The organism is Ruegeria sp. G10 (genome assembly GCF_056533645.1).
The window spans coordinates 60,324-78,240 of record NZ_JBQFOQ010000002.1 but is presented as its reverse complement, the minus strand read 5'-3'; the positions used below and the strand labels follow the sequence as shown (position 1 = coordinate 78,240).

Sequence of the window (17,917 nt, the reverse complement as noted above, 5' to 3'; positions counted from 1 at the left end):
GTAGATCCGCTGCGCCTTCAGCCTACTCACGCAGCGCTTGCTCTTTCACTTTGAGGACGGGTCGGATCAGATAGTCCAGCACCGATTTCTTGCCTGACAGGATATCAACTTCGGCAACCATACCGGGGATGATTTCGACCGCGACACCTCCGGCATCGAGCATGGTGTCCATGGTTTCAATCTCAACAACGAATACTTCTTCCTCGTTGCGTTCTGATCGGGTGATCGTATCTGCCCCGATGCGCACAATCTCGCCGTTCAGGCCACCGTAGCGCGAAAAATCATACGCGGTAATCTTGATTTTTACCAGCTGGCCCGGGTGCAAAAAAGCGATATCACCTGGCTTGACATACGCCTCTACCAATAAACGCTCGTCCAGCGGCACCAGCTCGATCAGTTCTTCGCCGCCTCTTGCCAGCCCACCTATCGTGGTACGATGAATGCGGTTCACGATGCCACGGACCGGAGCGCGTATCTGCGCGCGTGCGACGCGGTCGCGCAAGGCGGGCAACGCTGGTTGTAACGCGGCAAGCTCTGCGGTGACCAGCGCCAGGTCAGTCAAAGCAGCGCTTCGGAAGCGGTTGCGCGCTGCTTTCACCTTATCATCCATTTCATCAAGACTGGTCTTCAGTCTGCCAATCACTGCTTCGGCGCGAACTTTGCGGCCTTTCCATTCAGCTTCGCTGCGGCGCAAAGCGAGCAGGGTGGTAACCGGTTCCATGCGCTGCTCGACAAGGGGGGCTATCATAGATCGCTCCTCGGCGAGGACAGACAGGGTTTCCACCGCTGTGATCTGATCAACCAGACCCTCTTCATATTCTCGCTGCCTTTGCTCGCGTTGTCGGTGCAGGATTGCGATTTCAGCTTCGAGCTCGGCTTGTCGCCCCTGATACAACGCGGTTTCCGAACGAACCACACCCGGTGCCCCGCTTAGCAGTATTGAATCAAACTCAAGAGCAGTTCCATCGATCTCGGCCTGAAGCCGTTGCGCACGCGCCATCAAACCGTAAGCCCGCTGTTGTTCTTGGCTCAGCTCACGATTGATCTGATTGGTGTCGAGTTCCATCAACAGGGTGCCCGCCTCCACGACGACGCCTTCTTGAACATGCAATGCGTGCATCACACCGGATTCAGTTGCTTCAATCACCTGCACGTCGCTGGAAGGCACGATCCGACCGTCCGCCCGAACAACATCGTCCAGTTCGGTGAAATAGGCCCACGAGATGGCGCTGACCATACACAGCAAAATCAACACCAAGAGAAGCGACCCGCGTAAGGAAGATCTTCCCTGCATCTCGCGTGCAATTTGCTCAAGATCAGGATACCGCGACATTCAGGTGTCTCCCGGTTTTGCTGATATGCTGGGTCAGAATGCTCTTTGGCCCATCCATACCGACCTGCCCATTTTCGATTACGATCACCCTATCGACGAGTTCCAGCAAGCTGGGGCGATGGGTAACAACGATCATCGTTTCTTGCTGAGTTGCAGCCTTCAGACGCCGGATGATTCCAGCCTCGGATTTGACGTCCATCGCACTTGTGGGTTCATCCAGCAGCAGCACGGGCGGACGCCCGACAAGCGCACGGGCAAGTGCGGTGGCCTGTCGCTGCCCGCCTGACAATCCTTCGCCGCGTTCTGTCACTTGCAGATCGTACCCTCTGGAGTGTCGGGACACGAAATCCTCTACGCCTGCCAACTTTCCCGCACGGATCAAATCCTCGTCGCGCGCATGGATGCTGCCGCTGGCAATGTTGTCCCGCAACGAGCCCGAAAATAGCCAGACATCCTGCAAGACCGCCCCAATGTTTCGCCGCAGATCGCCGGGATCAATTTGACGGATATCCAACCCATCCAGCATCACTGAGCCTACCCGCGGCTGATAAAGGCCTAGCATCAATCGCGTAATCGTGCTTTTGCCCGAGCCGACCTGCCCGAGAATGGCGACCTTTTCACCCGCCTCGATCGTGAAAGATACGCCCTTCAACGCGTCTTCCGTTTGGTCGGGATATGCAAAATAGACATTATTGAAACGGATGTGGCCTTTGAACTTGGTCCGGCTGATCCAATTCCTGCCATCTGGCCGTTCGCTTTCAGACCGCATCAACGCATCAAGATTCCGGTATGCAGTACGGGCCTGATTTACCCGTGTCAGCGTTTGCGCGAGTTGTCCCAGCGGCGCGAGAGCACGCCCCGTCAACATGACGGATGCGACAAGTGCGCCCATACTTGTCTGACCATCAGCGATCAGGAACACACCAAAAAATACCACCAAAACTTGCGCCGCCTGTTGCGTGAACCCGGTCAGGTTCAGCGCGAATTGAGTGATCGCGCGACTCCGCGATCCATGGTTTGATTGTCGCTTCAGCGCATCTTGCCAGCGGGATTTCATCTGTCGCGATGCCGCAGTGGTTTTGATGGTTTCAAGACCGGTCAGAGCCTCGACAAGAACAGCTTGTTTCGATTGGCCATCAGAGAAACTCTGCCGCGTGAGCCTCGACAAAAAAGGCTGTATCGCCAACCCTGTCAGCAACACGATCGGGATAGCCAAAGCCGGGATCGCGGCTAACGGACCGCCGACTAAGTATATGGTGAAAATGAAAACCGCAATAAACGGCAGGTCGACGAGCGCCACCAAGGTTGCTGAAGTAAAAAACTCCCGCAGCGTTTCGAACTCACGTACCGTGCTGCTGGTGGCGCCAGTTGATCCCGAGCGATCGGCCAACCGCATATTCATCAACTGGTCAAAAATCCTGCACCCCATAAGCAAGTCGGCCCGTTCCCCGGCGCGATCGATGAAGCCTGCGCGCAAGAGCTTCAACGCAAAGTCGAAAAGCAATGCCAGCCCCACCCCGCAGGTCAACGCCACCAGCGAAGCCGTTGCCTCGCTTGGCAAGACCCGGTCATAGACGACCATGATGAACACAGATGTAGACAGCCCCAGAATGTTCGCAAGTGCCGCCGCCATCCCGACTTGTGCGTAAATCCAGCGACTTGCAGAAAGGGCCGACCAGAACCAGTGTTTGCCTTCGATTGCATCGTCGGACGTCTGGCTGCCTGTGTGCTCACGACGCAAAAGAATTGCATAGCCCGAGTAGGTCTCGGCAACGGCGTGCTGGGCAACTTCGCCGACGCCATCGCCCAAGTCCGGGTCAAAAATCAGGATGCCTCCGCTATCCGAACGCCCATGATAGACCACCGCACGATTATCTTCGAGCAACAGTATGGCGGGGCAGAGGGTCGCGTCGAAACGGCGAAGCTGCATTTTTCCAAAACCGACCTGCAATCCCGCCTGGCGCGCGGCTAAGATGGCATCGGGAATTGTCAGGTAACCCTCAGCGCCGGATCGGATTGCGTCCAGATTTGCAGTCGTCATCGTGCATTCAAGCGTCGCGGCGACGTTCAGAAGGCAGGCTTCCAACCCTCGAAAAGGTCTTGTTTGATCGCTCATGGTAGCGCGCTCCGTCCTGCGAGGCCAAGATCGAGAAGATCCAGAATGTCTCCCGTAAGACTCAGCACTGCGTAGTTGGTCAGGAAAAAACTCTGCTCAGCGAAGATCAGCCGTTCCTGCGCATTCACATAATCGCGCTGTGCATCCAGAATTTCGATCAGGCTCCGACGCCCAATGGTGTACTGAGCGCGCGCAGCAGCGACGCTCTCAGCATTGATTTGCGCGGCGAGCCGCGCCTCGCGCAACCGATCGGCACCGGCCTTTTGATCGGACCGAATGAAGGCCAACTCGCGCCCAACTTCGCGGATCAGGGTTTCTCGCTCCGCCTCGATCTGTGTGACTCTTCCCTGTGCCGCTGTGATGGCCGCGCGGCGTTGACCCGAACTGTCGAGCTCATAGTTGACCGAAACATCGAGGCCGAAATCGGTATCATCAAAATCATCATGATTGGCAAAGGCTGCAAGCCTGACATCCGGCTTGCGTCTTGCTTGAGCGGCCGCCCAGTCAGCGCGTGCAGCAACCAAAGCTGCGTCCACGCGCCGTACCGACGGGCTGTCCATTACAATCTGCGCATCGCTGAGGCCAAGCTGTGGGGCGGGTACGGCAGGCTCAAGCGTCCCGGCGGGCGCCCCAAAAACCTCGCGGAACCGAGCCTCTGCGCGGTCCGTTCTGGATTTGGCTTCGGCAAGCCGTGTGCGGGCGTCGGCCGCACGTGACCTCGCCATCAAGACATCCGCCTGCGATCCGACACCGGTTTGCAGGCGATCGAAAATCTGCTGCTCTACTTCTTCATGTACCTCCACGTTTTGCCGCGCGATCTCCTGGATTTTGCGTTGATCGGCCAGCGCAACATAGACTTCGATCGCGGCCATGGCGGTGGCAGACGTGGTTTGCAGTTGATCTCCCAAGCTTTCCAACACACGTGCCTGCGCGGCTGCCAAGGAATTGGTAGCAACACCTCCGTCGTAGATAAGTTGCGATACGCGAAGATAGGGAGTGAAGTCGTCGGTTCCACTGCGATTGTGCTCGGTTCGCGCGTTTAATCCCAGGGATACCTGCGGCAGAAATTCCCCACGGGCGGCGTCCCTATCAGCTTCTGCGATACTTCGGAGCGATGCGCTTTGCGACTGTATGGGGTTGTTTTGTACAGCGCGGCGAACGCGTTTTCCGAAATCACTTTGCATCAGAACAGTCGACGGCGTCCGTGCGCCAGCGCCGACCGATCCGTCGCTGAATGATCTGGAAACCGGCGCCAAGTCAGGCGGCTGGGTGCAAGCCGCAGCGACGAATAGGAAAGCCAGTAGGCTGATGTACCTGAAGCCGAACTTATCCCAACGCATATGTCACCTGATCGACCTGTTGCGAACACTTGAGTTGCTGTCCAATTGCAGAAATGAAGCCCCTCAATTCTCCAGAGGCTTCAAGGGTACGTACCTGCTGTTGGCGCTGGAGGCCTGACAACCAGTCACAGTGCGAAAGCGAAATCTGATGGGCATGGATCAGCTTCAGCGCACGATTCGGGATGGCTGCTTTGTGCGGCCCGTCAAAACAATCGCCGAGCTTATCCGGGTCGATCATCAGAAGGTTTGGTGGTGAAATGGAGTTATCTTCAATCGAAAATTCTGCAAACAGACCGAGAGATTGCATCTGAGCGCATATCTCTCTGGTTTCATCCGCGGCGGCTTCACGTGCGCGGAGAAAAGCTAGCAAGTCATGCAATTCAGGCGACAGATCGGTGTGATTTATGAAGAAAGGTATGTCGTTGGGGTCACTTGTGACCGATCCAGAACCCTCATGCACCAAGAGACGATACTGTTTGTCGTTCACACGCTCAGCCTTGAAGGGAAAACCCCTAAGAGCCGAGGGAATGTAGCGCGCCAACCATCGCCCATCCGCGGCGACAAAGGGTGAACAAAGTTTTGTAGACATAGAAAGCAAAGCCACAGGTTCGACACCGCGCTCCGTTTGCTGAAACAGAATGGGGAATACGGCAGCCACTTCGGTTATCTCGCTGCATACGACTGCGCAGGCGGTCCATTTGGCTGCAAATTCATACGATGCGAAGCGTCGCCAATACCGATTGTGATGCCGTTTCGACGTGACGGGGACGAAGCCATTAGGTGTCATGATTTGCTCATCCGTATGGGTTGGGTAGCGATCAAGCGCTTGCGCCGGTTGGGTCGGTCAGCAGGATATTGTCTGCATCAAACCCGCTCAGGTCGGAGAGGCCCTCAAATTGTGCCAATGATTCAACGGTCGCATCGTTGGAAGCGGTGTAGTCGATTTTGACCAGAAGACTGTCAGCACCATCCGTTGCGAGCATATAGACTTCGTCGCCAGCCTGTGCTCCGAGCAGGGTTTCCGCCGCAGTCGCAATCGTGCCGGTGTCGAGATCCGAAAGCGTGGTCTGCAATCCGATAAATCCTGTGTTTTGCCCGATAACGTCGCCTTGGTTCAGGGCTTCGACACCCGTACCAGCCCCCCGCAGATTTGCGGGGTTGAGTCCTGAGAACATGAATGCATCAGCGATTGCGGATGCGGACCCCAGGTTAAAACCGGTGATCGTATCAGTTCCATTGGCTGTTGGATCTGCCTCAAAGATCACGACATCGCGGCCCGCGCCTGACAGATCGATAGCGTCGTCCCCTGCGCCACCTCTTATGCTGTCATCAAGACTGCTATCGGTAAGCGTGTCTGCGCCATCAGTTCCAAGATGCAATTGGGACGGGCCGCCATCCGGCGTTACCAAAGACAAGATGATCGGTTGCAACGGGTCCTGCACGGTCATCGTGAAAGTGATGATGGGCTGCGTCAGGTCACCAAAGCTGGTTGCTGCGCCGGCGAAACTGATTGCGGATGCGCTCTGAGGGTTCGATAAGAAAAAGTTAAAATCATCATTCTCGACTTCCGAGTTGACGTCGTATGTGGCGACGGAAGGGTCAAAACCCAGGTCGGCGGTAAATCCCAGTCCGCCTGAAACGTCGCGATCGGGGTCAGCATACACCTCGAAAGTCAACGTCGATCCGCTGCGCCCCGCCGCGGATATCGTGTATGCGGCCGGCACATGTACGATGGCTTGTTCCGTCGCCGGTATTGGATTCTGCCCAGAACCCACCGAAGCCTGCGCTTCAAAACCCAGGCTTTCACCAGCCTCAGCTGCCAAAAACTCCGAGGCTGGGACGTTCAGCGACCAGCTACCATCGGCAGTTACGGTTGCATTTCCGACCGATGCGCCGTTCAGCGCAATATCTACCGCTTGGCCTGCGCTCAAACCAACGGAATGGCCGCTGACGGTGACCCCACCACTCTGTAAATCAGTTAACGCGACAGCATCGTTGTTTCCAACACTTGAAATAGTCAGTATCGGGCGAAAATCAGTTGTTAGTGTTGTTGAATCTGCTGCAGCGTTACCGGCGGCATCCGCGACTGACGCTGTCACCGGGAAGTCCGTCACATCCGCCAAGGCTGCCAAGTCGGCAGTTGGTATAGTAGCCACCCAAGTACCATTGGCGACAGTGGCAGAATAGTTTTGACCATTCAGGCCGACGGTGACCATTAGACCGTCTTCTGCGTTGGTCGTGCCCGAGACCCGTAGGTCCGCGCCTTGTTCCATTATATCAAGAACGCTTCCAACGGGTAGCGCATCAATCGAGAGCGAAGGCGCGCTCAGATCCGTATCAAAACTGGTGTTTGCATCAGCACCGTTGCCTGCCGCATCTGTGACAGTGGCATGAACCTGATAAGTCTCACCGTCCTCCAGACCGCTCAGATCGTTCGCTGGGACAACAAAGCTCCAGGTGTTGCTATTCACGGTTGCGGTACCGCTGACCTCGACCGAACCATCCGGACGACGGATTTCGAGCGAGACCTGAGAGCCATCAACGGCATCCGAAGTGCCCGAAACCGTTAAGCCAGTCGCCTGTTCTGCAGTGTTCAGCACAGAGCCCGAGGAAAGCGCCGAGATAGAAAGTGAAGGTGCCGAAAAATCCGTGCCAAAACCATCAACCGCAGGAAGCGCGGTGTTACCCGCCGCATCCGCGACCGTTGCCGTCACATTAACCGTCGCGCCATCCGACAGCGTGACAAGATCTGCGGCTGGGATCGTGACGTTCCAAGCTCCGCCCGATACCGTCGCCGAGTAGGGCTGCCCCTCAAATGTTAGTGTCACGACTTGGCCATCCTCGGCTGAGGTCGTGCCTGTGATTACAAGATCCGAGCCTCGCTCACTGGCATTCATCACGGCACCCGCGGAAAACGTATCGATGCTGATCGTGGGTGACACCGTATCCTTACTCAGCGCGACTTCGGCCTGTGGTGCGTTCAAGCCATCAGCGTCGCTGACATCGGCAGCGACTGCGAAGGTTCCGCCCTCTGACAAATCACCAAGATCGGCGCTGGGGATAGTTACGGACCACGTGCCGCCAGACACGGTTCCGGTATAAGTCTGCCCGTCCAACGTGACGGTGACTGTTTGACCATCCGGGACATTTCCGACAGTACCATTGACCACGAGATCAGCACCCATCTCCGACGCGTTCAATACGCCTCCGACGGTTAGTGGATCGATGGCAATGGACGGCCCCGTGAGGTCAACCGGCACTGACGCCAAGACCTGAGATGCCGGATTTCCAGCGCTGTCGCTGACATCGGCCGAGATCGATACCGGTGTACCTGTCGTTAGGTCGCCCAGATCCGCGTTTGGAATTGTCACGCTCCAGAGGCCAACAGATACAGCGCCATAATAGCTTTCGCCATTGAAACTTACCGTCACAAGTTGACCGTCTTCAGCGTTTGACGCACCCGTTAGGATCAAATCGCTACTGACATCAATCAGATCAATCGAACCTCCTGCAATAGGATCCAGCGTCAGTGTAGGTGCATCGAAATCGGTGACAAAACTGCCGTTTGCCTCAGAAGCCGGATTTCCCGCGCGGTCAGAGACATTGGCCGTCACCGATATGGTCGATGCATCTGAAAGGCCGACCAGATCAGCGGCCGGCACCGAAACGCTCCAACCGCCATTCGCGACCGTACCCAAATAGTCCTGACCATTCACCGAAACTGTTACAAGTTGCCCGTCTTCGGCGGTGGTGGCACCAGAGATGGCCAGGTCCGTCGCTTGTTCTGCCGCATTCAGAACCGCGCCATGTGAAAATGCATCAATCGACAGCGTTGGTGGCACGGTGTCCACGTCGAACCGTGCGGTGCCGCTCGACAACTCGGTTCCAGCAACGTCCAGGTGACGGACGGTTACATCCGTGACCCCTTGCGCCAAACCCTGTGCCTCTGCCTGGGTCAGCGACACGCTCCAACTGCCGTCTGCCGCGGGGATGGCTGTTTTGGTTAGCGAACCGATTATCACCTCTACGGACGCGGTGTCATCCGGAGTGGCGATCTTTGTACTGTTGTTGTTCAGTGCATTTGACTGCAATTCAGCGAGATTGAGGCTTGGGGGACGCGGGCTCGAAGGTGTGTCAGAATCATCATCCTCATCGTCGCCTCCGCCGCCGCCACCCCCTCCGGCAGCGGCAGCGGCACCGGCAAGACCGAGACCGCCCAACGCGAGGCCGGCCCCGCTGATCCCGCCGCCTGCTGCACCAACAGCTGCTATTTCGGCGGCAGCAAACTGCGCAATCTCCATAGCAGCTTGATCTTCGATCATGATCGAACCGTTCTCGAGCACCTGAACGTTCTTGGCATCTACGATAACGGTTCGCCCGTCCGTCATCTTCAGTTGCACATCGCCATTTGGCAGCAGTGCGACCGATCTGACACCTGCAATGGCCTCTGCGAACTGAAACGACGCGAGCATGTCATCTGTTGCTTCGGCTAGTGCGGGCAACGCCATCAGCGCCGTACCAAGCCCCCCTAGCACTCCGCGCCCGGCACTCCGCTTGAGCTTCTTCTCAATCCACGCCAGCGCCTTACTGCGACGCACCCGAGAGGTTTGGAAGTCGGTCGAATCGGTCTCTTTGGTCATCTTATCCTCACAATCGATGGTCCGGTTCTGTCGGGCGACAGATGGCAACCCGCCATGGTTCTTTGAATTCCGGATGACCCGGAAAACTTGCATAAAACTGAAACTGAAGTCCTTGTTTTCACCACATTCCTGTTCTGGTTTTGAACCGGTGCTTCGGGTCATTTTGATCGCAGTGCCAATGCTGGCATTGAGGGCAAATAACGATGATGCTTCAGTTCGACAGAGTGGTTGCAACGGGGACCGCAGCGCTCGATTCAGGTATCGGTGATCTGGCTTTAAAAACGTTTAACGGGGAAACGTATCTCTACAGCACGACCGGATTGCAGGGCGGTGTCGTCTCGTGGCGACTGACAGAAGGCGGTGCCCCGGTTCTACAGGATCAGCACTATTTTGAGGCCTCGATCGCGCAGCAGGTCGGACGCAGCGGCGCTATTGCGACCCTTGGTGCCGAGATACGGTTAGTGCTGGATGTGGACACCGCCGACGGCTTGGTTGGCTATGATCTGAACACTGACGGCACCATCGGGACATTGCAGGAAACAAACGGGCTTTCAGGTGGCGGCGGCATCTCTTCCATTGCGCAATCTGCAATCGGGGATAACCATTTTCTGACCGTTGCTCATACGGACACGGACATGCTGGGCACTTATCTGATCGCCGCAGACGGTTCTTTAAGTTTAACGAACCTGACCACAGGGCGCGCCGACGCGATGCAGGCAATCAATTCGGGCGGCAACCGATACGTAATTACCGCTGCTACCGCAAGCAGCACGATCAGCAGCTTTGCGCTGGATAAGGACACCGGCGCTTTGACCCTGACCGATGGGGCGACCAACCTGCAAACGCTGGGGATCGGAGCACCGACCGATATCGAAACCGTAGCAGCGTATGGAAAATCTTGGGCGGTCGTCGCGGGCGCAGACAGCAATTCCCTGAGCGTCATGACGGTCACGAGCGATGGAGCGTTGCGCGCAACCGATCATGTTCTGGACACGCTGCACACGCGGTTCCAATCGGTGCAGGATATTTCGCTCATAGAGGTTGGCGGGCGGGTTTTTGTCATCGCCGGGGGTGCTGATGACGGTGTCACCCTGTTCACGATGACACCGGATGGACAGCTCATTCATATGGATAGCTTCGAAGATACAACGGCAAGCGGGCTGCAAAATGTCGAGAAGCTGAGCGTGGCACATATCGGCGATAAGTTGCAGATATTTGCCGCCTCACAACAGGATGCGGGTCTGACGCAACTTGGCGTTTCGGTTGCCGACCTCGGGGTCGTAGCACAAGGCTTTGGTGTGGTCAGCGGCACGTCAGGCGACGACATGCTGAAAGGGGGTATTCTGGACAGCCAGCTGTTCGGCAGGGCAGGGGACGACATCCTGATTACGGGCACAAGCGCGACAACCATGACTGGCGGAGCGGGTGCTGACGTCTTTGTGCTGCGCGAAAGCAGTGGTGCCACCACAATTACGGACTTCGAGGCGGGAATTGATCGGCTTGACCTGTCCGACTTTCCATTTCTACGCACCCCCGCGCAGCTCGACTTTTCGACAACGGCACAGGGTGCACGCATTGCTTACCGGGACGAAACCATCGAGGTCACCTCGGCGCAGGGCACACCGTTGAGCAGCGCAGATATCTTTGGGGTCGGGTTCGGCGGCGCAGATCACATCCCAACCGATCTTGGCGCGGGCCCTGACAATAACGCATCTGACGGCGTCACGGGACCGATCACGATTGGCACTGGCACCGCGAATACCGCTTTGAGTGATGCCGAAATCCGCTTTACACCAGATGGAGGGGCCACGATCGCAGCGCAGGCGGATGGTCTGGGATTGTTTGACCTAGACGTGCCAGATGGATCGTTTTCGGGTCATCTGGATATTGTAAAAACCTACTCAAACGCGAGCACCGAGGTCACCGCGCTGGATGCGCTTCAGGTCCTGCGCATCGCCGTCGGCCTGGATCCGACCTGGGGGGGCGCCACACCAGAAAACCTGATCGCGGCAGATATAACGCAAGACGGGGCTGTCACAGCGCTGGATGCGTTGGCGATCCTTCAAAACGCTGTGGGGCTGCCCACACCGCATGAGGCAAAATGGGTGTTTTTAGACGCAAATGCGGATATGTCCGGGATCACCCGAAATGCTGTCAGCTATGAAACTGGCGCAGACATCACGATTATTGACGGAGACTTCTCTGTCGACATGACATCCATTCTACTGGGCAACATCGAGCCTGCCTGACCCACTATTCTCTGAACGCACGATAGAAGTAATCCGCCAACGGTTTGACCAGATAGGATAGCGGTGTGCGCTCATCAGTTTTGATCATCGCCTCGACCGGCATGCCCGGAAGCAACTCCTGACCGTTCAGACGCTCAAGTTGTCCTTCATCGGGCTCGACCTCGGCACGATAGAACGTAAAGCCTGTGGTCTCGTCCGTGAACGTATCGGCCGAAACGTTGATGACATGCCCATCAAGCTCCGGCGTTTCGCGCTGGTTGAATGCAGGGAAGCGCAGCGCGACCTCCTGTCCTCTGTGCAATTGGTCAACATGCAGAGCATCAACACGTGCCGCCACCAGCAATGGTGTATCTTTCGGAACCACGTACATCATGGGCTCGGCAGGCTGTATGACAGATTGGATGGCAAAGACCTGACTATCGTAGACGCTGCCAGCCACGGGCGCTCGGATATCGAGACGTGAGAGCCGCTCTTTCAGCGACAAACGCCGTTCGGCCAACTCAACGACCCGCGACTGGACATCGCGCAGTTCGGCAATGGCCTCTTCGCGGCGGGTCGCATTCAGCTGAACAATCTGGATTTCGGTCGTGGATATCTGGCCATTCAGGCGCGCGATTGTGGATTCCAGCCGACCGATCTGGCCATTCAGATCAGCCTCCTCCCGCTGGAGGGCCGAGACCCGGCTGGCTTGCGTCAGCCCGCGTTGCAACAGCCCTTCCTGATCCTCCAGTTCCTGCGTTATCAGATCAACCTGAGTCCGCAGCGCCGTCAGCTGTGCTTCGATACCCTTAATCTCATCTTCGATCTGACTTTTTTGTTTGCCAAGTTGCTCGACCTGCTGCGTCAGCGTGTCCAGACGCGCGTCAAACAGGCGCTGCTGGCCAGCCAACAGATCATCGGCGATCTGCTCTTCCAAGCGCAGGTCCTGAAGGCGCTTCTCTAACTCAGCAGCATCTGCGCCATCCCGCTCTGCTTCCAGCCGCGTTTTGCGGGCCAGAAGCTCAAATAGTTGCGATTCCACAATCGTCTTCTCAGACGCAAGGAACGTATCATCCAGCCGCAACAACAACTGTCCGCGTGTTACATCGTCGCCATCGCGCACGAAAATCTCACCCACAACCCCACCATCTGGATGCTCGATCACTTGCCGGTTGTTCTGTACTTCGATCACCCCCTGAGAAATGATCGCACCCGCCAGCTCTGTCCGGATGCTCCAAACTCCCAGTCCCAGAACAAGAATTGCCAATGCCGACAAGCCCACCAGCGCCGGTACTGTAATGCTCCATGCGGCGCGTTTACCCTTCTTGAACATCACTCACCAACCTTGTTGAGATGCCGTTTGATGACATTGGCATTTTGCACCATGGTGCTGAGAACCTCGTCTCGCTTGCCCGCTTTGACAATCTGGCCCCGTTCAACCACGACCAGATCATCACATTCCGAAATGGCCTGCGGCCTGTGCGTCATGATGATGACGGACTTTCCAGCGGCTTTGAACTCGCGAACCGCCGTGTTGAGCGCCAGCGTTCCATCTGCATCGAGGGCCGAATTGGGTTCATCCAGAATCAGCAACACCGGGCTGCCATAGAGTGCACGCGCAAGTGCGATCCGTTGTTTCTGGCCACCTGAAAGCTGACTGTCATTGCCCTCCAAAAAGGTATCATAACCTTTCTCGAGACTCAGAATAAGCTCGTGTGCATTCGCGGTTTTGGCCGCGGCGACGACCGCTTCGGGGTCAGGCGTTTGCGACATCCGCGCAATATTCTCGGCAACCGTGCCATTAAACAGCGTGACTTCCTGCGGCAAATACCCGATGTGGCGCCCCAGATCGTCAGGATCATATTGGTCGAGAGTGGCCGATGCCAAGCGGATCTCGCCTGCCGCAGGCGACCACAAGCCCAACAAGGCCTTCGCAAGCGTCGTCTTCCCTGAGCCGCTTTTGCCGATCACACCCAATGCCTTGCCAGGCTCCAGATTCAGCGCCGCGTTGCGCAAAGTGGGGGTCTTGGACCCCGGCGGTATGACCGTCAGGCTCTTCGCCACCAAATGAGCCTTGGGCACCGGCAATTTGGTGCGTGCTGTTTCGGGTGGTGTAGCGTCCAGAAACTTGTTGAGATTGATCCATGCGGTACGCGCGCGCTCGACCATCGACCACTGTCCAACCGCCATCTCAACCGGGGCAAGCGCGCGACCCAGAAGGATCGTGCCCGCAATCATCGCGCCAGGTGTCATCTCATTGCGCAAAACAAGCAATGCCCCAAGCGCCAGCATCGCAGATTGCAGGAACAACCGCAGAGACTTGGTCAAGGACGTGAAGCTGCCCGTCCAGTCGCTTGCCGAGATCGACTGCGACAAAGCTTCGGTGCGCTGTTTCATCCAACGTTGGGCGACGTCCTCCTGCATACCCTGCGAGCGCACGACCTCGGCCGCCTGCCTCGCGTGCTCGGAAAACGCGTTTGCCTTGGCCGAGGCGCTCTGCGCTTCGGCAACTTTTCGATGCGTCAACGCCTGGTTCAGCAGTGCAATCACGACCAAAAGCGTGCCTCCGCCTACGGCCAGCCAACCCAAAAGCGGGTGGAACAGAAAAATTGCTGCGATAAACAGCGGCGTCCAGGGCATGTCCATGACCGCAAGCAGGACGGGTGACGCACACAAGGACCGGATCGCTTCAAGATCGCGCAGGGCGGTTGCTGGGGCCGAACGGAACTGTGGGAACAACGCGCGCCGCATTGTGCCTTCGAAAACGCGCTCATCCAGAGACGACTGGAACCGCGCCCCGAACCGGGCAACGATACGTCCACGTGCATAGTCGAGCATTGCCATCAGGGCGTAAAGCAGCGCAACCAGCAAAAACAACGCAAAAAGAGTTTCGACCGAGCGAGACCCCAAAACCCGATCATAAACCTGCAGCATAAACAGCGGCCCGGTCAGCATCAGGAGGTTGACGAAGATACTAAACAGAAAGGCAAGCGCCAGAAAACTACGGCCTTGCCCCAGAACGTCGCGCAGTTCATGGCGCTGCGCTGCACTGGTCGGATTTCTCAAACTCACGAAAGTCAGTCCCCAATTGCGGATAGTCGGACCATGTGATTCTGCGGTTAAATCAGGTCCGATGTCTTGCTTTAGTGTATAACTATCCCCAAAACCCTGAACAACGCGCGTTTCACTGAAACCGGTGCATTTCGGCGGCGATTGAACGATGCGGCCCGGTTTGACGGCAGATTTACGCCGAGCTTGCGTTAGCACCAGACATTCTGGGTCCGGGAAAAGGCAGCTTCTCGATTACTCTGGAAATCGTTTTTGGTCGGAGTGAGAGGATTCGAACCTCCGACCCCTGCCTCCCGAAGACAGTGCTCTACCAGGCTGAGCTACACTCCGACCGTGGCGGGTGATCTATACCCGAGGGGGTGGATGTGCAAGAGGGTTTTTGCAACGCCCAATGACGCCGTTCGCTCGGCCTAAACCCAGCGGATTTGTCGGTTCTAACTTGTGCTACGGCAATGGATCAGTGCGGAATAACCGGATCTTGGTACCGCCATGATCAACGACTGGCCCAGGCGGCAACAACGGAAGGCGGGTGGCCCGAGCAAGGCCCGGAGTGGTGGTGATGATACCAATCCGCCAACCTGAAAAGCGGTTCATGAGCACTTTGCCGAGCATGCCATAGAGTGACCGCAAACGCTTTTCGTCGCCAATCCTCGCGCCGTACGGTGGGTTTACGATCACCAGACCGACAGGCCCATCGGGCGGAGTGACGTCGCTCATGGCGCGTTGGCGAAAGCGCGCGATGTCGGCAACTTCGGCACGCGCGGCATTTGCGTTTGCAGCCTCGACCGCCCCGGCATTTCGGTCGGACCCGAAACAACAAGGCTGCAGTGTCGGTACCGGTGCCGCCCGCTTCAGCTCTGCCCACACGTCACGGTCGAATGATGCCAGTTCTTCGAACGCGAATGCCCGGGTTCGGCCCGGATGCAGACCCAGTGCGATTTCGGCCGCCTCGATCGGGAAGGTGCCCGAGCCGCACATCGGATCTAACACGGGCTCTGATCCGTCGTATCCACATTCGCGCAGGAACATTGCCGCCATGGTCTCGCGCATTGGAGCCTTCGCGACGGCAGCTTTGTGCCCGCGTTTGTGCAGCGGCTCGCCCGAGCTATCGAGTGAGAACGTGCAGATATCCTTTTCGATTCGCAGCAGCACCCGGACCGGCGCATCTGCAGAAATTGAAGCACCCAGCGTTTCCGCAATCGCCCGCTCGACCCGCTGGCGCGCGGCACCCGCATGATAAATACGCGATTTTCGACTGCTGGCTTCAACCTTGATCGCCACATCTGGTCGCAGATGCTGGGCCCATGGGAACTTGCGGGCGCGTTTGTCCAACTGCGCCAGATGCACCGCAGGAAAGCTGCCCAAGCGGACAAGAACCTTGTTGGCTCCGCGCAGCTGCAGGTTTGCACGCCAAACTTCGCGCCAATCACCGCTGCAGGTGACACCGCCTGGCGTGATCCGCGCTTGCGCAAAGCCCCGTTCGCGCGCTTCCGCGTGCAAAGGTGCCTCAAGACCGGGTGTGGCGACGAGAAAAATCTCGAGTTGGTCATCGGTGTTCATGCCGGTTGATTACACTGGATGTCAGGTTGGTGCGACAGGCAAATTCGCTGGCATTTTGACGCAATTCCAACGAAAGTGTTGCGTGTAAGCTTTTTTGAGCGGTAACAGGTTTGCGTTTATAGCGCTGCTTGCTTAAAGGAGCGGGAATTGAAGTTGCGCCTGCGCGCGCGACGGGTGTCTTGAATGCGTCGCGGCGCATTGCGTCTCTGGATAGGGCGCCGACAGAGCAAAGCAATAGCCCGGATCTCGGGGCGCAGGAAAGAAGGCTTGGAAGACCATAGCAACATGCAAACTTTCAAACTGAAAAAAGGGCTGAATCTGCCGGTCGAAGGCGCGCCCGAACAAAAGATCCAGCCGGGGCCCGAGTTCTCAACGGTCGCTGTTCTGGGGGCGGACTACATTGGCCTGAAACCCAAGATGCTGGTGCAGGAGGGCGACGAGGTTCAGCGCGGCGCTCCTTTGTTCTGTCATAAGGATGCGCCTGACGCGATGATGGTTGCCCCGTTGACGGGTAAGGTCGTCGCGATCAACCGCGGTGCGCGCCGGGTTCTGCAGAGCGTCGTGATTGAGATCACCGACACCAATGATCGCGGCCTCGATTTCTCGGGTGTCGGAGACACCGAAACCGCCAAGGGCGTGACTGCCAAGCTGTGCTCTGCCGGGCTTTGGACCTCTTTCCGCACGCGTCCCTACTCGAAAATGCCTGAACCGGGCACCAAACCTGCGGCGATATTCGTGACGGCGATGGATAGCGATCCATTGGCAGGCGATGCCGCGTTGATCATTTCCGACGCGAGCGAGGCCTTTGTGGCGGGTCTTGCCGCCATTGCGCATCTGACCGACGGCAAAACTTATGTGTGTCAACAAGAAGGGGCATCGATCCCCGGGGCGGATTTGCCCGGTATAGAAGCAGCGGCCTTTTCCGGGCCGCACCCTTCCGGTCTGGCAGGAACGCACATCCACTTCCTCGAGCCGCTGGCCGGCGACAAACAGGTATGGACCATAGGCTATCAGGATGTGATCGCCGTTGGTCATCTGATGCAAACGGGTCATTTGGATTCAAACATCGTGATTGCGCTGGCCGGGCCCGGCGCACGTCAGCCGCGATTGATCCGCACGGTCATGGGCGCATCAACAGATGACCTGACCCGCGATGAAATTGCCGTCGAAGGCACTGCCCGTATCATTTCGGGCTCAATCCTGTCCGGGCAGCATGCGGCTGGCCCGACTGCCTATCTTGGGCGCTTTGCCCGCCAGATATCCATTATTCGCGAAGATCATGACCAGATTCCAATGGGTTGGATTCGTCCGATGCCGTCCAAATACGCGGCCCAGCCGGTATTGGGGTCGGCCTTTGCGAAGAAACTCTACGCGTTCACGTCCAACTTGAACGGAGGTCGCCGCGCGATGGTGCCGACCGGCGTGTTCGAGGAACTGATGCCGCAGGACTACCTGCCCACGCAACTGCTGCGCGCGCTTTTGGTGATGGATACCGACACCGCGCAGGCACTTGGCGCGCTGGAGCTGGACGAGGAAGATCTGGGCCTTGTGGGCTTTGCCTGCCCAGCGAAATACGAATACGGGCTGGCGCTGCGCGACTGCCTGACCAAGATTGAAAAGGAGGGCTAAGC

The 17,917-nt window shown here is 57.4% G+C and carries 10 protein-coding genes and 1 tRNA gene; 2 read left to right on the top strand and 9 right to left on the bottom strand.

From position 1 onward, the window contains the following. Window positions 1-22: 22 nt before the first annotated feature. The 5 genes from ACR0KM_RS04150 to ACR0KM_RS04130 all read right to left on the bottom strand — a co-directional run bounded on the left by ACR0KM_RS04150 (window position 23) and on the right by ACR0KM_RS04130 (window position 9,429). Complete coding sequence (locus ACR0KM_RS04150) at window positions 23-1,333, bottom strand: HlyD family type I secretion periplasmic adaptor subunit (RefSeq protein ID WP_480857754.1); 1,311 nt, start codon at window positions 1,331-1,333, stop codon at window positions 23-25. After that, a complete protein-coding gene (locus ACR0KM_RS04145; RefSeq protein WP_480857752.1) occupies window positions 1,317-3,449 on the bottom strand; it encodes a type I secretion system permease/ATPase in 2,133 nt (710 codons plus the stop codon). Before ACR0KM_RS04145 ends, ACR0KM_RS04150 begins: the two co-directional genes overlap by 17 nt. Then, window positions 3,446-4,705 carry a TolC family protein gene (locus ACR0KM_RS04140; protein ID WP_480857750.1) on the bottom strand — a complete coding sequence of 420 codons (1,260 nt, stop codon included), beginning with the start codon at window positions 4,703-4,705 and terminating at the stop codon, window positions 3,446-3,448. The genes ACR0KM_RS04145 and ACR0KM_RS04140 overlap by 4 nt, the downstream gene beginning before the upstream one ends. Before the next feature lie 70 nt (window positions 4,706-4,775). Then, window positions 4,776-5,576 carry a SapC family protein gene (locus ACR0KM_RS04135; protein WP_480857748.1) on the bottom strand — a complete coding sequence of 267 codons (801 nt, stop codon included), beginning with the start codon at window positions 5,574-5,576 and terminating at the stop codon, window positions 4,776-4,778. Between the two features lie 31 nt (window positions 5,577-5,607). Beyond that, the gene (locus ACR0KM_RS04130) at window positions 5,608-9,429 is read right to left on the bottom strand and encodes an adhesin (RefSeq protein ID WP_480857746.1); all 3,822 of its coding nucleotides are present in this window, start codon (window positions 9,427-9,429) and stop codon (window positions 5,608-5,610) included. A gap of 203 nt (window positions 9,430-9,632) precedes the next feature. Between ACR0KM_RS04130 and ACR0KM_RS04125 the strand changes: the two genes are divergently transcribed. Beyond that, window positions 9,633-11,678 (top strand): dockerin type I domain-containing protein, encoded by a 2,046-nt coding sequence (locus tag ACR0KM_RS04125; protein WP_480857744.1) that lies wholly within the window; start codon window positions 9,633-9,635, stop codon window positions 11,676-11,678. Window positions 11,679-11,682: 4 nt separating this feature from the next. On the opposite strand, the gene ACR0KM_RS04120 is transcribed toward ACR0KM_RS04125, so the two are convergent. From ACR0KM_RS04120 to ACR0KM_RS04105, 4 genes are all read right to left on the bottom strand, one after another. Next, window positions 11,683-12,990: an HlyD family type I secretion periplasmic adaptor subunit gene (locus ACR0KM_RS04120; RefSeq protein ID WP_480857742.1), complete on the bottom strand. Its 1,308-nt coding sequence runs from the start codon at window positions 12,988-12,990 to the stop codon at window positions 11,683-11,685. Next, a complete protein-coding gene (locus ACR0KM_RS04115) occupies window positions 12,990-14,729 on the bottom strand; it encodes a type I secretion system permease/ATPase (protein WP_480820860.1) in 1,740 nt (579 codons plus the stop codon). Before ACR0KM_RS04115 ends, ACR0KM_RS04120 begins: the two co-directional genes overlap by 1 nt. 250 nt (window positions 14,730-14,979) lie before the next feature. Continuing rightward, window positions 14,980-15,056 (bottom strand) — tRNA-Pro (locus ACR0KM_RS04110). 114 nt (window positions 15,057-15,170) lie between these two features. After that, on the bottom strand, window positions 15,171-16,286 hold the full coding sequence (locus tag ACR0KM_RS04105) for a THUMP domain-containing class I SAM-dependent RNA methyltransferase (protein WP_480857740.1): 1,116 nt from the start codon (window positions 16,284-16,286) through the stop codon (window positions 15,171-15,173). A gap of 285 nt (window positions 16,287-16,571) precedes the next feature. Here ACR0KM_RS04105 and ACR0KM_RS04100 point away from each other — a divergent pair, with 285 nt between their 5' ends. Further along, a complete protein-coding gene (locus tag ACR0KM_RS04100) occupies window positions 16,572-17,915 on the top strand; it encodes a Na(+)-translocating NADH-quinone reductase subunit A (RefSeq protein WP_480857738.1) in 1,344 nt (447 codons plus the stop codon). Window positions 17,916-17,917: the final 2 nt, after the last annotated feature.

Excerpts from the sequence above, each read along its gene's own strand:
- ACR0KM_RS04150 (WP_480857754.1), bottom strand. The coding sequence starts at position 1,333 with ATGTCGCGGTATCCTGATCTTGAGCAAATTGCACGCGAGATGCAGGGA.
- ACR0KM_RS04145 (WP_480857752.1), bottom strand. The coding sequence starts at position 3,449 with ATGAGCGATCAAACAAGACCTTTTCGAGGGTTGGAAGCCTGCCTTCTG.
- ACR0KM_RS04135 (WP_480857748.1), bottom strand. The coding sequence starts at position 5,576 with ATGACACCTAATGGCTTCGTCCCCGTCACGTCGAAACGGCATCACAAT.
- ACR0KM_RS04130 (WP_480857746.1), bottom strand. The coding sequence starts at position 9,429 with ATGACCAAAGAGACCGATTCGACCGACTTCCAAACCTCTCGGGTGCGT.
- ACR0KM_RS04125 (WP_480857744.1), top strand. The coding sequence starts at position 9,633 with ATGATGCTTCAGTTCGACAGAGTGGTTGCAACGGGGACCGCAGCGCTC.
- ACR0KM_RS04120 (WP_480857742.1), bottom strand. The coding sequence starts at position 12,990 with ATGTTCAAGAAGGGTAAACGCGCCGCATGGAGCATTACAGTACCGGCG.
- ACR0KM_RS04105 (WP_480857740.1), bottom strand. The coding sequence starts at position 16,286 with ATGAACACCGATGACCAACTCGAGATTTTTCTCGTCGCCACACCCGGT.
- ACR0KM_RS04100 (WP_480857738.1), top strand. The coding sequence starts at position 16,572 with ATGCAAACTTTCAAACTGAAAAAAGGGCTGAATCTGCCGGTCGAAGGC.